The following is a 16274-nucleotide window of genomic DNA, read 5'->3' on the forward strand; positions in this document are numbered from 1 at the left end:
AATATCGCATTTTTTAGCAAACTACAACGTTTTCGTAAAATGTAAACGAAATTAGATAAAGCTCAACTATAAATATTTTAAGAGGTTACTGCTATTATAAGTAATACTCCATAGGTTTCAATCTCAATTATGATAAAGATTAATTATAAAGTAAAGCGAGTTTTAGGTTATATTTGAATTCCTTTTTTTAAAACCAAAAATGAACCAACTAAGATTAGCCACTAAGCAAGATATGCCAAGGGTTTTAGAACTCATAAAAGAATTGGCTGTTTACGAAAAAGAACCCGATGCCGTTGAGGTAACAGTTGATATGTTAGAGTCTGATGGATTTGGTGAGCATCCTAAATTCACTTGCTTCGTAGTAGAAGTTGATGGCAAGGTTGAAGGCATGGCGCTGGTGTATATGAGATATTCTACATGGAAAGGTGAGGTTTTACATCTTGAAGATTTAATAGTAAGCCAATCGCAAAGAGGTAAAAATTTAGGAACTAAACTTTTGGACCAAGTCGTTAAATACGGAAAAGATTTAGGTGTAAAACGAATAAACTGGGAAGTTTTGGACTGGAATGAACCTGCCATAAAATTCTACGAAAAAAAAGGTGCAAACGTAATGAGAGATTGGGATGTGGTACAACTCAATGAGAAAGGAATTGAAAACTATTTAAACAAAATATAATGCGTGTTTTTAAATTTGGTGGTGCTTCGGTAAAAGATGCCAAAGGTGTTAAAAACTTAGTCTCGGTATTAAAGACAACAGGTCACGATAAAACCTTGGTTGTAGTGTCGGCAATGGGCAAAACCACCAATGCAATCGAAGTAGTGATTAAAAACTATTTTGAAAATAAAGACGAATTACAGAGCTCTCTCCATGATGTTATAAAGTTTCATAATGAAATTCTGTTGGATCTGTTTGCTAATGAAAGACACCAAGTCTTTGCGGACGTTAAAGCTTTTTTTGATGAACTGACCATGTTTTTTAAAAGCAACAAGTCACCGGATTATAATTATGTTTATGATCAAACCATTGGTTTTGGCGAATTAATTTCTACAACAATAATAAGCCACTATTTGAATGAAGTTGGCCTAAAAAATAATTGGTTAGACGTAAGAGAATATATTAAAACCGATAATTATTACAGAAGGGCAAATGTAGACTGGGAGCAGACCCAAGAACAAATTTCTTCAAACTTTAATAAGTCAATTCTAAATATCACTCAGGGATTCTTAGGTAGTGATGCGAATAACTTTACCACAACGCTAGGCAGAGAGGGTAGTGATTACACAGCGGCAATTTTCGCTTACTGTTTAAATGCCAACAGCGTAACCATTTGGAAAGACGTGCCAGGTGTGTTAAATGCCGATCCACGATATTTTGAAAATGCTCAGTTATTACATCAGATTTCATATAGGGAAGCTATCGAGCTGGCATTTTATGGAGCTTCGGTGATACACCCAAAAACACTTCAGCCTTTACAGCGCAAGGAAATTCCGTTGTATGTAAAATCGTTTTTAAATCCTAAAGAAAATGGTACATGCGTTAGTAAGGGAAAAGCTATTGAACCCGAAATCCCTTGTTTTATAGTTAAGAAAAACCAGATTTTAATTTCGTTGTCATCTTTGGATTTTTCATACATCGTTGAAGAAAACATAAGTGAGATTTTTAGCCTGTTGCACTTGTATAAAATGAAGGTAGATGTGATTCAGAATTCAGCCATTAGTTTTTCAGTTTGTATAGACAATATTTACGATAATCTCGAAAAATTATTGCAGCATTTAAAAGCCAAATTCAAAGTAACATCTCACGAAAATGTGAGTCTTTACACTATTAGACACTATAGTGATTCTTCAATAAAAGAAATGGAAAAAGATAAAACCGTATTGTTGAAGCAGTTAACAAAAGAAACGGTGCAAATCGTTACTAAATAACATTTACTACATTTGTTACATGGGGAAATCATCTGATACAGGATTAGTTACTGCCAAAGAAGTTGCCAAAGCTATTCATGCAGATAAGTACGGTTTCTTGGGTACTTTTTTCGGATGGATAATGATGAAAGTTCTCAAAATTTCTACATTAAACAGAATCTATAACCGAAACAAACATCTTAGCGAACTCGAATTTTTAGATGGTATTTTAGATGAATTTCAGATTAAGTTCGAAATTCCTGAAGAAGACCTAAAACGACTTCCTAAAGATGGATCTTACATTACCATTTCTAACCATCCACTAGGTGGTATCGATGGTATTTTGCTTTTAAAGTTGATGCTAGAGCAACGCAATGATTTTAAGATCATCGCCAATTTTCTATTACACCGTATAGAACCCTTGAAACCATATATAATGCCAGTAAATCCTTTTGAAGACCGAAAGGATGTAAAGAGCAGCATTTCAGGATTTAAAAACGCTATAATGCATTTAAGGGAAGGACATCCTTTGGGTGTATTTCCGGCAGGTGAAGTGTCAACCTATAGAGACGGAAAATTAGTAGTGGACAGACCTTGGGAAGAGGCTGCTATGAAACTGATTAAAAAGGCAGAAGTGCCTGTGGTGCCTATTTATTTCCATGCTAAGAACAGTCGATTGTTTTACCGATTGTCTAAAATCAGTGATACGTTAAGAACAGCGAAATTACCTTCAGAACTCTTAACTCAAAAGCGTAGAACGATAAAAGTTAGGATAGGGCGACCAATTTCTGTGAATGATCAAAAAGAACATGAAACACTAACGGATTTTTCAGATTTTTTAAGACGAAAAACCTATATGCTCTCAAAAACTTTTGAGGACAAGCCAAAGATATTAGATAATATACAGGCTCAGTTAAAAGTACACAAACCACCAAAACGTATCGTTACTCCGATAGCGACAGAAATTATGGTCTCTGAAGTAGAAAACCTTAGAGAAAAGGATTGTAGACTTTTGGTAAGTAAAAATTATGAGGTGTTTTTAGCCGAAGCTAAAGAGATGCCTAATATATTGAGAGAACTGGGAAGGTTGCGTGAAATCACTTTTAGGGAAGTTGGAGAAGGCACTAATGAAGCTACTGATTTAGATACCTTTGATACGTATTATCATCATATGTTTTTATGGGATAACGAAAAAAATGTAGTTGCTGGTGCCTATAGAATGGGCTTGGGATCACATATTTTTGAACGTTTTGGTATAGACGGTTTCTACTTACAGGATTTGTTCCGTTTTGAACCAGAACTTTACAAAATGATGAGCCAATCCATAGAAATGGGACGTGCATTTATCATAAAGGAATACCAACAAAAACCAATGCCATTATTTTTACTTTGGAAAGGTATTGTACACACCACATTGCGTTATCCAGAGCACAAATATTTAATTGGTGGCGTGAGTATCAGCAATCAATTTTCAAACTTCTCAAAAAGCTTGATGATTGAGTTTATGAAATCGCATTACTATGACCCTTATGTGGCACAGTATGTACATCCTAAAAAAGAATTTAAGGTAAAGTTAAAAGACGCCGATAAGGAATTTGTTTTTGATGAAGCCGAAGCCGATTTAAACAAACTCGACAAACTGATTGACGAGGTAGAACCTGGAGCACTGAGATTGCCTGTTCTGCTTAAGAAGTATATTAAACAGAATGCCAAACTTGTAGCGTTTAATGTAGACCCGTTATTTAATAATGCGGTAGATGGTTTAATGTATATAAAAATTGCTGACTTACCAGAAAGTACAGTTAGACCTGTGATGGAAGAATTTCAGGCTGAGTTGGAACGCAAGTTTATGAACGGTAACGGAGATGATGACAAATAAAAAACCCAGAACTCTCGTTCTAGGTTATCTGTCTATGTTTTTTATAGATTAGAACCAAGGTTTTTTACCGATTTGATAGGTGTTGTAAAATTCTGCATCAGATTTGGTGAGATAAATAATTCCTTCTATAAGTCCGATTATACTCATAATCCAGACAACAAAAACTCCAACACCAACACAAGATAGAATTATGCCAACCAATGTAATCCCTAGCATAATACCACCTTCTTTGTTGTAACCTAAAATGAACTTATGTATTCCAAGGCATCCAAAAATAATTGCAAGTACACCAGCTAACACTTTTTTGTTTTCACCAGTTGATTTCTCGAACACCTCTTTTGCTCCATCCGAAAACTCTTGCGCACTTTCTTTAGCCTCGTTAGAAAATTCTTTTGCCTTTTGGCTAATTTTATCTCCTGTTTTTTTAGCACCGTCCTTGGCGTCGTCTAACATATCGTTAAGATCGTCACCCAAATCTTTATTATCGTCTGACATAATTTTAAATGGTTTTAATGATTAATAGTCTTCGCTAAAATTAATAAAAAAACGGATGCAATTATTGAAAAGCGGCATCAATAGGTTCCCACAGTTCAATTTTGTTGCCATCATTATCCATTATCCAACCAAATTTACCATAATCGTATTCTTCCATTTCACCAACTATAGTAACACCTTCTTCTTTCAGTACCTTTAAAAGTTCTTCAAGATTTTCAACTCTGTAGTTAAACATAAAGTCTTTCTTAGATGGCTCATAATACTTGGTGTCTTCGGCAAATGGACTCCATTGTGTAGAACAATCGTTTCCTTCCTTGTCTTTCCACCAAAAGGTACAGCCATAATCATCTGTATTAAAACCCAAGTGTTTTTTATACCAATCTTTTGAGGCTTTTGGGTCTTTGGTTTTAAAGAATAGACCTCCAATTCCTGTTACTCTCTTTTTCATCTTATTTTTTCTTTAAAGCGGTTTCATAAATATCTATCCACTCCTCACAAGTCATTTTTCTGGTAAGTTCGCCTATAAGCTCAAAAGGAATTTCATCCATTTTTTTGAATCTAATACAGCTCTTGCCCATATCTAATTTGCGTTTACAATGTTTTGGATATTCGTTGACAAACCAATCATGTAACTCGGGTTTGGCATAAATACCACTATGATATAAATTCACTGAGTTTTTTTGAGATGCAAAACTCATAAATGGTAGTGGTACCTCTGGGCTGCAATGATAACCATCTGGATATACAGAATGTGGCACATAATAACCAATCATTTTGTAGATCATGCCTTCTTCAAAATCTTTAGGTAGATTATCATTGATGACTTTGCGTAATTTTTTTAAAGTCTCTTGTCTTTCTTCAGGTACTTGGCTTATATAGTCTTCTGGTGATGTTGCGTCGTATTGCATAGTATGATTGATTTAGTAGGTATCTAAGTTAACAAAATTTTACTTTTATCTTATCTACAATGGTTTGAGCCAATTTTATGTTGCTTTCAACGGTCCAACCTGCAACATGAGGTGTTAACAACACATTATCTGCGTTAATTAAATATTGAAAGGCTTCTGGTGCTTCGACTGCGCTCAGCAACCCAGTCTTTTTTCTTTTTCGCATCCACCTGAATCTTGGTTCGGCTGTTTTAAATAAATTTTCGAATGATGACTTTTCATATTCTAAAACATCAAGTCCAGCTCCTAAAATTTTACCAGTATCTAATGCACTTACTAAATCTTCGGTGATTACACTTTTGCCACGCGCAGTGTTAATCAGCCAAAACGGTTTTTTGAAGCTATTGATGAATTCAGAATTCACCATATTTGAAGTCAATGGTGTTTGTGGTGTATGAAGACTTAGCACATCAGCTTTTTCTTGAAGCTCTTCTAACGAGACTTGTTTACAATTTTCATCTCCAACGTTGTCTTTAATATCATAACAAAGTACCTCTACATCAAACCCTCTTAGTTTTTTAGCGAAAGCTTTTCCCATATTCCCGTAGCCGATGAGTCCAACGGTTTTACCATCGAGTTCCAATCCACGATTGGCTTCTCTTTTCCATTTGCCTTGTCTAACTTCTTGGTCTGCTTTATTGAGCTTATTGAAAAGTGAAAGCAACATTCCTAAAGCATGTTCACCAACGGCATTTCTGTTGCCTTCTGGAGCTGAGATAAGATAGACTCCTTTCTGCTCTGCATAATCGCAATCTATGTTTTCCAATCCTGCACCAACACGACCAATAAATTTTAGGTTTTTTGCTGCGTCTAAAAATTGCTTATCAATTTTGAAACGACTGCGGATAACGATACCATCGTAATCAGAGATTTTTGCTTCAACTTCAGTTTTAGAAGAGGTGTAATCTTCGTGATTGGTGAAGCTTAAATCGTTGAGTTGATTTATGAGTAAGGGATGGTTGGTATCTAAGTGGAGAATCTTCATAGGTGTCATTCTGAACTTGTTTCAGAATCTTTTGTATGTTATCAATTTAAAATGAGGTGCTGAAACAATCAGTATGTCAAATCATTAGTATTAAATTTCGGGATATTCAGTTTGCGTCATTTCATCTTTTACATTGCCAGTATGCGCTGTGTTCAATTTTTCAAACAGCAAAAGGTGTACTTCTTCGCCATCTTTCGTTGACGGATTATGTTCAACACCTTTTGGAACTACAATGATCTCGCTTTCTTTAACGACCTCTGTACGGTCACGGAACTGCATATATAGGGTTCCTTTGATCACTTGAAATAATTCATCTTCCTCATCATGGCTATGCCATACAAATTCACCTTTGATTTTTGCCAGAATCACTTGCATATCATCTACAGTTGCAATACGATGTGGATGCCATTGCTTTGAAAACAACGCGTGCTTCTCTTTAATGTTTATTGGTTTCATAATTTATGCCTGCGAAAGCAGGTATCTTATTAATTAAAGTTCAACTTTAAAATCTCCTTCAATTTCTATATTGCCTTTACAGCCAGATTCACAAACACCTTTAAAATAGAATCTACCGTAAATTGTATCACCTAATTGTGTTGGGACTGATTTAATGATAAGCTTCTGTTTAAGTCGTTTTATTTTTGGTTTTATTGGAGGTCCTGAAGCATTATAGTTAAATTCAGTATTAAATTTATCACCATTTATTGTAATTATAAAATTTTGACTGTACATCGGATTAGTTTCATGTATTCTTAGCTTGAGAGTGTCAGAATCTAATTGCTTAAGCTCTGCAAATCTCATCAATCTAGAACTGTCTTTATTTACAATAGCGTTTGATTTTACAACATACATGGTAGAATCAGGTACATTATCGTATACATGCTCTGTTTTTAAAGTTAACGGATTAAGAATAAATTCTTGTGAATCAAAAAGGTTACTACTTAGATTTTTATCAATTATTATGTTCTCAAACTGTGATTTTTCTGTTCTAGTCTCACAGGAAGTCAAAATAATAAAAAGTATTAATAGAAGTGAAAATTTTAAGCCAGATATGTTTTTTAAACTTTCCACAGATGCTTGTCTTTAATGTTTATAGCTTTCATATTCATAAAAGTATTAATAATGAGATGCTGAAACAAGTTCAGCATGACAAACTTAATGTGAAAGATTAAATGTTCTCGTTTTCGCGTTAGGGATTACAGTGAAAATCCTTTTGCTTTTCGCAAAAGATTGCAACGGAAAGCCCGACCCGTTTCCCGCAAGGTTTTAAAAACCTTGTAGGTATTAAGGGTAACGCCCAAAACCTATATTCCCAAAATCATTTTAGCAATCCAGAAGTAAATCAATATCCCGAAGATATCATTACTTGTTGTTATAAAGGGACCTGTAGCAATGGCAGGATCAATGCCTCTTTTGTCTAAAAATAAAGGTACGAATGTGCCAATTAAACCTGCTACAATGATGACGGCAATCAATGATACGGAAATAGCAAGAGCTGTACTAAAATCTCCTTTGGTTGCCCAAACAAATAAAAACAAGAATAAGGCTAAAATGGTTCCGTTTAATGCCGCTAATAACATCTCTTTTATTAATCTACTATTAACGCTGCCTTTAACATCGTCATTTGCTAAACCTTGTACGATAATAGCGCTTGATTGTACTCCTACATTACCAGCCATCGCAGCAATTAAAGGTGTAAAGAAGAATAAAACAGCATACTTATTAAATGCATCCTGAAAACCTTCCATAATTAAAAAGGCACCAACTCCACCAACTAGTCCTAAAAACAACCAAGGTAAACGTGCTCTTGTCAACTGAAGGATGCTGTCGTCCGCTTCTACACCTTGGGTAATACCTGCCGCTAATTGGTAATCCTTATCGGCTTCTTCCTTAAGGACATCTACAATATCATCGATGGTGATTCTTCCCAATAAGGTCTGGTTATCATCAACAACTGGGATGGCCTCTAAATCGTATTTCGCCATTACTCTTGCAACATCTTCTGCATCGTCGTTAACGTTTACCCAATCTACATTCTCTTTAGCGATTTCAGCAATTTTCTGTTCGCTTTTGGCAACGATCAAATCTTTTAGCGATAGACGGCCAATCAGTTTTTCAGCTTTATCAACTACATAGATAGAATGCACACGAGTGACATCTTTGGCCTGTCCTCTTATACGACGCAAACAACCAGCAACCGTCCATGTTTCATAAACCTTAACAAGTTCTTTTGCCATTAATCCACCAGCAGTATCTTCATCATAAGCTAATAGCTCTTCAATTTCGGCTTTATGCTCCTGGTCTTCAATTTTTGAAATGACATCATCTTTACGATCTTCAGGCAGTTCTGCAATGATATCTGCAGCATCATCCGTGTCTAATTCCTCAATTTCTTCAGCAATTTCTTTGGCAGATAGGTGTTTTAAGATATTTTCTCGATTGTCCTCATCGAGTTCCATTAAAATATCTGAAGTCAACCCTGAGTCTAACAGTTTTATAATATATACGGCATCTTCAACATCTAGCTCATCTAAAATCTCTGCTATATCTGCGTAGTGATATTCATTTAAAAATAGTTTTATCTCTTTATCGTTTTCGTCTTCGATAAGAATTTCTACTTTTTCTATGAGCTCATCAGTAAGCTGAAACTGTATGTTGTCTTGGATGTCTTCCACATGATGGTTTTTTGTCATTAAGAGAACGAAGGACGTGGTAATCTCATTAAGTTAAGTATTCTATTTAACAGATTGCCGCACTACGTTCGCAATGACGATACATTACTAGATGTCATTTTCTATAAGCGACGTCAGCTCAATAAACTGTGAAACACTTAATTGCTCTGGTCGCTGCCCAAAGATAGTATTTGCTTTTAAATTATCGGAAAGATTGAAGCTTTTTAAACTGTTGCGCAATGTTTTTCGGCGTTGTTGGAATCCGATTTTCACTACCCTGAAAAATAGTTTCTCGTCACAAGGCAACTTATAATTCTCTTTTCGCTTTAGAAGTAATACGCCTGAATCTACTTTTGGTGGAGGATTAAAAACACTTGGTGGCACGGTAAACAAATACTCAGCATCATAAAAAGCTTGGGTCAATACGGAAAGAATGCCATAAACTTTAGACCCTTCTTTAGAGCAAATTCGCAGTGCGACTTCCTTTTGAAACATCCCGGAAAATTCCGGAATTTGATCTCGCATCTCCAAAGTCTTAAATACAATCTGCGAGGATATATTATATGGAAAATTACCAATGATAGCGAAGGGTTGATCCTTAAAAATTTGGGTTAAGTCGTATTTTAAAAAATCCTTTTCATAGATTCTGTTAGAAAGGTTGAGGTAGTTATTTTTTAGATACTCAACGGATTCTGTATCGATTTCTATGACGTGTGTGGTGATGTCTTTTTTGAGCAAATATTTAGTCAGTACTCCCATACCTGGGCCAATTTCCAAGACATCATTATAGCCATCTAAGGATAAGGTGTCGGCTATTTTTTGGGCAATGTTTTCGTCTTTTAGAAAATGTTGACCTAGATGTTTTTTTGCTTTTACTGACATAAGTTATGGGTTCTCGCAAAGTCGCAGAGGCGCAAAGCGGTGTTTTGATCTATTTCTACAAAGATACGTAGAGCTATACAGAGATTTGCTGAGATCTGTTTTTAATTCACAAAAGAGTGACTTGGACGAACTTTGCGCCTTAGCGTCTTTGTGTGCATGGTTTAATTAAAATCTACAGAATACTCATCAATAACTTCCAGTTCTGTTCTAAAGGCTAACATTTTATCTGCAAATTTTTCTAAGCCTGCTTTTCTGAGTCCTTCGGCATCATTGGCATAATAATCTTCTAAAGCTTCTCTACTGTGCGCTCTGTATTGAATGGAATAGGTATCCGCTTCATCATCTTCAACCAAAACCTTGGTGAGCTTAGCCTCTTTAAATTTACCTGTAGCCAATACTTGTGGAATATGTTCTTTTATCCACTCTAGCCATTCATTTTTAATGCTTTTATCTATGTTTACTGTGACGTTGTAAATTATCATAATTTCTAATTTTCAAATTCCAAATAGTGCTATTGGAATTTAGTTTTTGAGATTTAGTTTATTGTATCACCTCTAAGCATCCTAAACTTCTTTCGCGCTTCAATAAAGTAGATACTGTCCTCAAATTCAAAGATGATTTTTTCGTAAAGTTGTTTGGCCTCTTCGGGTTTTGCCAAATGGGTGTTATAAAGTTCGGCTAAATAGTAATGTGCATCGTCCGCTAATATGTCTTCTTTCCAGTCTTTAATTATGAGAAGATAATTCGCTTCGGCTTTGTTGTATTGCTTTTTCTTTTCAAAGAGTTTGGCTTGTTTAAACAAGGTTTGGTCAATGATACTTTCGCCTTCGTGTTCTTCTAGGATTTTATCCAATAGCGAAACAGCCTCATCTGTTTTATTCTGAAAGGCATACAAATCTGCTTTGGCATAATGTTTTAATGCGGTTTGTAAGCTGTCTTCAAACTTATTATCAGAAATCAGAAGTTTTAAATCCAGCGCATCATTGGCAATCAATTGTGAGGTTGAAGATTTCAAAATCTTAAGTTGTGATTCTGCCCAATCAAAATCGCCTTTATAATAACTTGTTTTTGCAACTTTGAATCGTGCTTCTTGCGAAATGGTACTGTTCTTTAAACTCAGTTGAATTTGAGAATAGAAAATTAAGGCTTCATTAAAGCGTTCTTGTAGCACCAAAATATCAGCCAACAGTAATTTTACTTTCGCTTCCTGGAATTCGGAAATATTCAACTTTAAACTTTGGCGCAAAAAGGCTGTTGCACTTTCTGTATCTTTTTGATGAAACGCTAAAAATTCACCATAAGCGAGCTGTAAAGGTAAAGTCAGTTCAGATTTCCCGTAGTCTTCAAACAAGGTATTGAAAGCTTCGTCGATGCGCTCAAGTTCTTTTTCAGTGGTTGCATTTTTGGTATCAATTTCTAAAATATATTGATGTGCCGTCAACGCTGTACTGGCATCTTGCGTGGTTTCTAAAATGAAATTATAAATATCTTTAGAGGTTTCGTCGTCATTGTCATTTAGTGCCGTAACAGCAAGTTCTATGATACGATCTAAACTTTCTGGATTACGTTTGTAAAGCGCTTTTTCTTGAATAAAGGATTTATTATAGGCTTTTTCCTGGACATAGAGCCAGCTTAATAAATCGTACCAATATGGGCTCGGCTCTTGCTGAATTTTCTTTAACAACAGCCGTCTTAGATAAATATTGTTTTCGTTATCCTTATTTTCGGATATAAAATCGCTAACGGCTCGCTTAATGTTGTTGAGGTAATTGGGTCTATAGGCAACATAATCGATGTAGTTTTCGAACATTTTTTCAATCTTACCTTGGTCACCATAAATGCGTGCTAATTGAATGCTGTAGTTTTTATCCGGAGTTAATAATTTGCTTCGGTCATACACTTGTATGGCTTCATCTAAAAGCGAATGATCTTCGAATTTTTTTGCAATGCTATAGATGTAATTCGGGTTTTCGTCAACAAAAGCAATGGCTTCATTATATAATTTTTTTGCTCTGGCTAAACTATCCTGTAGTTGGTAATTATAACCTAATTCTACAATTAGAGTTGGATTTCGTCGCTTGGCTAAACGCTGTACAAGTATATTTTCGGCTTCCTCAAATTGCTCTAACTGCTGATGTGTTTCAACAAGTTTATAGACATATTTGTAGCTATAGGGCTTTTCTTTATTAAGATTCTGGTAGATGACAAGTGCTTTTTTAAACTCACCTTTTTTATAATAGCTGTCAGCAAGCACCTCACTATTTTGACCAAAACCAAAATTGAGCACGAAAAGGAATACTATAAATAAAAAAATCTTTTGCATTGAAGCAGTTTTTATCCGTTGTGCATTTTGCGCATTTTCATCAATTTTCCCTATCCCTAAAGGGTATATTGATGAAATTTTTGGTTCATCCTTTAGGATTGAGGCAAAAAAGCAAAAATTTCACCTATATTATTTAAAGAGTTGTCTTCAAAATGCACCACGGATAGTTTTTGTAAATATAACTAATGCGGATTTTAGATATTGTGAAATCTTAGTTAAATCAGTTTATAAAAAAATGCCTAAACGTTCGTTTAGGCATTTTGACCAGCAAAATAAATGTGCTATTAACCATTATTCGTTATAAATATGATTCAATTACTTTGTCTAGGTGTTTTACTATTTTTAATATTGTTACTAATTATAGTTAAAACAAAACTTTGCTTACCATAACCACTAATGCAACGAGTAATACAATGCGTTTAATGTTTTTCATAATTAGGTTATGTGTCGATTTGGAATGCTAACATAGCCGAAAATAATTAAAATAAACGAAGAAATACACTAAAATTCGATAAAAAGCACTTTTTTTTAACAATTCAGTCAGAATCCCTTAAGTTTCAGTAATTAGGAAATCATGTCAAAACCAGTATATGGGACTAAAACTTCGGGGATTTTAATACCGTCTTTGGTTTGGTAATTTTCTAGAATTCCGGCTAATACTCTTGGTAGAGCCAACGAACTTCCGTTAAGTGTATGGCAAAGTTCATTTTTACCTTCGCTGTTTTTAAAACGTAATTTTAAGCGATTGGCTTGGAAAGTTTCAAAATTTGAGACCGAAGAAATCTCTAACCATCTGTCTTGTGCAGTTGAAAACACTTCAAAGTCATAGGTTAATGCAGAAGTGAATCCTAAATCGCCACCACATAGTCTTAAGATTCGGTATGGTAGCTTTAATTCTCTTAAAATACCCTTTACATGTTCTACCATGCCATCCAAAGCGCTATAGGAATTATCTGGATGCTCAACTCTCAATATTTCTACCTTATCAAATTGGTGTAAACGATTCAATCCTCTAACATGCGCTCCGTAACTACCAGCTTCTCGTCTAAAACACGGTGTGTAACCTGTAATACTTTTTGGCAAATCACTTTCGTTTAAGATGGTATCCCTAAAAATATTAGTTGCAGGAACTTCGGCCGTTGGGATTAAATACAGATTATCTGCCGTGACATGATACATTTGTCCTTCTTTGTCTGGCAACTGACCAGTACCAAAGCCAGATGCTTCATTTACTAAATGAGGTACTTGAATTTCTGTATAACCAGCTTCAGTATTTTTATCTAAGAAATAAGTAATAAGGGCACGTTGTAACTTTGCTCCTTTTCCTTTATAAACTGGAAAGCCAGCACCTGTGATTTTGTTACCTAATTCAAAATCTATGATGTCGTATTTTTTGGCGAGTTCCCAATGCGGTAAAGCACCTTCATATAGTGTTGGCACATCTCCTTCTCTAAACGTTTCCTCATTATCTTCGTCTGTGTTACCAGCTGGCACTGTGTCATTTGGCACATTAGGTATAAGATACAACAGCTGAGAAAGCGCATCTGCTTTATCATTGAGTTCTTGCTCTAAGGTTTTTGTTGTTTCCTTGAGTTGGGTTGTCTTCTCTTTTAAAAGATTTGCTTTTTGTGCTTCACCAGACTTAAACAAATTGCCTATTTCCTTTGATAACGTGTTAGATTCTGCTTTTACATTATCTAATTTAGTTTGAAGTGCTCTGCGTTCTTCATCTAAAGTAATAGCGTCATTGACCATTTGAGTAGCATCAATATTTCGTTTGGCTAAACGTTTTATGATATCTTCTTTATGTTCTCTAATAAAGGCAACTTGTAACATAGTTCTAAATTTGAATTTACGCCAATTAGCGCAAGAAAAACAAGCCACAAAAGTAATAAGATTTTAAGCGGATAAAAACTATTTTGAAGGCAATATCCAGTCGTGATGTTTAAAATGATGCCATTCTTCGCTGGCGAGGTCAACTTTTGGATCTATAAGTTGTTTTGCAGGTTTACCATTTACGCTAACGTAAGACCTTACATATACCTTAACCGATTTCCCTTTTTTGGCAAAATCTTCTTTTAAACGTTGAGCAAATTGCCAAATAATGTCAGGTTTTGCAATTGCACCACGTTGTTGTTTTTTGGTAAGATAATCATCTAATTTTATAGGGATTTGTTGATTAGTTGCTTCATCAATAACCCTATACTTTGTGGAGCCACTCTTTGCCCTTAGCATCATTCTCCAAGACAGACGATGCCCTTCTTCTGTCCATAACACATCATCCTTAAAAAAATGATGGCGAAGTGGAAGCGCAATATGAATTAAAAAGTAAATTGAAAAAAACCAAACCAAAATATTGCCGTACTTTGGCACAATCACTTCGTCGGAATTATAATAAGGTTTCTTTTTCAAGAATATATCCCTAATAGTTTTAGGTTCAAAAAAGAACAGACTAAAGGCTAAAGATAAATACGGGAAAATACCAATTTGAAACACTATGGAGTTAAACAGATGAAAGAATATAGAAGCAAAAAAAGCATACTTTCTTGTAGGTTTAAAGAGCAATAACGGAATAATTAATCCATCAAACAAAATGCCACCGTAAGCGATGCCGTAATGAACCCAGCTTTGCTGTAATAAATCACCAATTAAAGGGTAATCGGCCTTGCTTTTCATCAGTAGTGCAGGTACAGAAGCATCCAGCCAATCCGGATATAATTTTGCAATAGAAGCATACGTATAAAGTATAAATAACTGTATGATAAAAACCCACTTACACCAACTGGGCATGGATAATCGTTTTAACGATGGATTCAATTTTACGTCCAGAGAGGCATAGCGATTGGCAGGCAAAAACACCATTAAATAACTGAGGATAAATAACAAGTAGTAATGGTTGTTGTATGATGACTTCTGCATCAGGTAGGTGGCCGTCCACATCGTAGCGAACATAAACATGCTAAAGCGGTATTTGTAGCCAACCATTATGAGCAAACCGAATAGGCCCATAACTATATAATAAACATACATCCAATTACCTGGTAAAGGTTGCAGCCATTCAAAGCCGATGAACGAAAAGGTAAATTCAGGTTCAATAAGCGTACGTCTAATCCAACCTGTGAACACAGCACCAATGGCTTCTAAGGCGCAAAGAAACCCAAAGACAATTCTAAATACAATAAGACCAGAATTGTCAATATGTTTAAATAGGAAGTTATTCATTTTGCTTTTCTATATATTCCATGGCGTTGTTCATATCGTCATGCAACTGCGTTTTAAGTGCTTCCAGGTTACCGAATTTTTGTTCACTTCTTAAACGTTTGAGGAATTCAATTCTTAACTCTTGATTGTAAATATCCTTGTTGAAGTTGAAAAAATGAACCTCAATAGAACGCGATTTACCATCGACAGTAGGATTGGTGCCAATGTTCATCATGCCGTACACAGTAGAGTCTGCAATCATTGATTTAACCACATATACGCCGTCACATGGAATTAATTTGTAAGACTCCTTAATGAATATGTTAGCTGTTGGAAAATCTAGTGTACGCCCTAAACCTTTACCTTTGATTACATTCCCAGTAATAAAATAATTATAGCCCAAAAACGAATTTGCAATAGCTACTTGTCCAGTTTCCAGTGCATTTCTAATTTTAGTGGAGCTTACAGTGACATCTTCAATATCTTGAGCTGAGATCTCTTCAACTTTAAAGTTGTACTTTTTTGCATAGGTTTTTAAGTCGTCAATATTGGCACTTCTGTTTTTTCCAAAATGATGGTCATAGCCGATTACAATTTGTTTAATATTTAGTTCATCGACCAAAATATTCTTCACGTAATCTTTAGCTGAGAGATCTGCAAATTCTTCAGTAAATTTTTTAACTACGACCTCTTCAATGTCAAATGACTTTAATAATTCTATACGTTCATCAATTGTGTTGAGCAATTTAATCTTGTCATTTTTTTTCAGAACCATTCGTGGATGTGGGAAAAGCGTTAAAACAACTGGTGTGTAGTCATTTGCTGTAGCTAAATTTACAACACGTTTTAGTATTTTTTGATGTCCAATATGGACACCATCAAAGGTTCCGACAGTAACAATTTTTGCTGAATTCGCAATCAAGAGCTTAATCTTATGAAGTTCTAATATTTTTTTTAATAATCTAATTCGTCTTTGTTAAAAAAA

General features: G+C 35.0%; 16 protein-coding genes. 3 read left to right on the forward strand and 13 right to left on the reverse strand.

Annotation, left to right across the window (positions count from 1 at the left end; genetic code table 11):
* Positions 1–199: 199 nt before the first annotated feature.
* Genes ACQ65V_RS06145 through ACQ65V_RS06155 form a run of 3 tightly spaced genes read left to right on the forward strand, consistent with a single transcriptional unit; the run spans position 200 to position 3784 of the window.
* Positions 200–676: an N-acetyltransferase family protein gene (locus tag ACQ65V_RS06145; protein WP_430467273.1), complete on the forward strand. Its 477-nt coding sequence runs from the start codon at positions 200–202 to the stop codon at positions 674–676.
* Entirely contained in the window at positions 676–1926 is a 1251-nt protein-coding gene (locus tag ACQ65V_RS06150) for an aspartate kinase (RefSeq protein WP_430467274.1), read from the forward strand. The genes ACQ65V_RS06145 and ACQ65V_RS06150 overlap by 1 nt, the downstream gene beginning before the upstream one ends.
* A 19-nt stretch (positions 1927–1945) precedes the next feature.
* Entirely contained in the window at positions 1946–3784 is a 1839-nt protein-coding gene (locus tag ACQ65V_RS06155; RefSeq protein ID WP_273289239.1) for a lysophospholipid acyltransferase family protein, read from the forward strand.
* Positions 3785–3832: 48 nt separating this feature from the next.
* Here ACQ65V_RS06155 and ACQ65V_RS06160 read toward each other — a convergent pair whose 3' ends face one another.
* The 13 genes from ACQ65V_RS06160 to ACQ65V_RS06220 all read right to left on the reverse strand — a co-directional run bounded on the left by ACQ65V_RS06160 (position 3833) and on the right by ACQ65V_RS06220 (position 16211).
* Positions 3833–4279, reverse strand: a complete 447-nt coding sequence (locus ACQ65V_RS06160) for an NINE protein (RefSeq protein ID WP_430467275.1) — start codon at positions 4277–4279, stop codon at positions 3833–3835.
* 61 nt (positions 4280–4340) lie between these two features.
* Positions 4341–4727, reverse strand: coding sequence for a VOC family protein (locus tag ACQ65V_RS06165; protein ID WP_155088895.1), 387 nt, complete (start codon positions 4725–4727; stop codon positions 4341–4343).
* Position 4728: 1 nt separating this feature from the next.
* Complete coding sequence (locus ACQ65V_RS06170) at positions 4729–5187, reverse strand: DUF1801 domain-containing protein (RefSeq protein ID WP_273289237.1); 459 nt, start codon at positions 5185–5187, stop codon at positions 4729–4731.
* Positions 5188–5215: 28 nt separating this feature from the next.
* Entirely contained in the window at positions 5216–6211 is a 996-nt protein-coding gene (locus ACQ65V_RS06175) for a 2-hydroxyacid dehydrogenase (protein WP_430467276.1), read from the reverse strand.
* 90 nt (positions 6212–6301) lie between these two features.
* Entirely contained in the window at positions 6302–6667 is a 366-nt protein-coding gene (locus ACQ65V_RS06180; RefSeq protein WP_430467277.1) for a cupin domain-containing protein, read from the reverse strand.
* Positions 6668–6700: 33 nt separating this feature from the next.
* Positions 6701–7282 carry a hypothetical protein gene (locus ACQ65V_RS06185; protein WP_430467278.1) on the reverse strand — a complete coding sequence of 194 codons (582 nt, stop codon included), beginning with the start codon at positions 7280–7282 and terminating at the stop codon, positions 6701–6703.
* Positions 7283–7515: 233 nt separating this feature from the next.
* Entirely contained in the window at positions 7516–8904 is a 1389-nt protein-coding gene (mgtE, locus tag ACQ65V_RS06190; protein ID WP_155088888.1) for a magnesium transporter, read from the reverse strand.
* A gap of 87 nt (positions 8905–8991) precedes the next feature.
* Positions 8992–9765 carry a 16S rRNA (adenine(1518)-N(6)/adenine(1519)-N(6))-dimethyltransferase RsmA gene (rsmA, locus tag ACQ65V_RS06195; RefSeq protein ID WP_430467279.1) on the reverse strand — a complete coding sequence of 258 codons (774 nt, stop codon included), beginning with the start codon at positions 9763–9765 and terminating at the stop codon, positions 8992–8994.
* Between the two features lie 161 nt (positions 9766–9926).
* Positions 9927–10247, reverse strand: a complete 321-nt coding sequence (locus ACQ65V_RS06200; RefSeq protein ID WP_430467280.1) for a DUF4286 family protein — start codon at positions 10245–10247, stop codon at positions 9927–9929.
* 53 nt (positions 10248–10300) lie between these two features.
* The gene (locus ACQ65V_RS06205; protein ID WP_430467281.1) at positions 10301–12088 is read right to left on the reverse strand and encodes a tetratricopeptide repeat protein; all 1788 of its coding nucleotides are present in this window, start codon (positions 12086–12088) and stop codon (positions 10301–10303) included.
* A 564-nt stretch (positions 12089–12652) separates the two neighbouring features.
* Positions 12653–13924 carry a serine--tRNA ligase gene (serS, locus tag ACQ65V_RS06210; RefSeq protein WP_430467282.1) on the reverse strand — a complete coding sequence of 424 codons (1272 nt, stop codon included), beginning with the start codon at positions 13922–13924 and terminating at the stop codon, positions 12653–12655.
* Positions 13925–14002: 78 nt separating this feature from the next.
* Positions 14003–15310 carry an HTTM domain-containing protein gene (locus ACQ65V_RS06215; protein WP_430467283.1) on the reverse strand — a complete coding sequence of 436 codons (1308 nt, stop codon included), beginning with the start codon at positions 15308–15310 and terminating at the stop codon, positions 14003–14005.
* Positions 15303–16211 (reverse strand): bifunctional riboflavin kinase/FAD synthetase, encoded by a 909-nt coding sequence (locus ACQ65V_RS06220; RefSeq protein ID WP_430467284.1) that lies wholly within the window; start codon positions 16209–16211, stop codon positions 15303–15305. Before ACQ65V_RS06220 ends, ACQ65V_RS06215 begins: the two co-directional genes overlap by 8 nt.
* Between the last annotated feature and the right edge of the window lie 63 nt (positions 16212–16274).

The organism is Winogradskyella ouciana, from assembly GCF_965284585.1.
Taxonomy (GTDB): Bacteria; Bacteroidota; Bacteroidia; order Flavobacteriales; family Flavobacteriaceae; genus Winogradskyella; species Winogradskyella ouciana.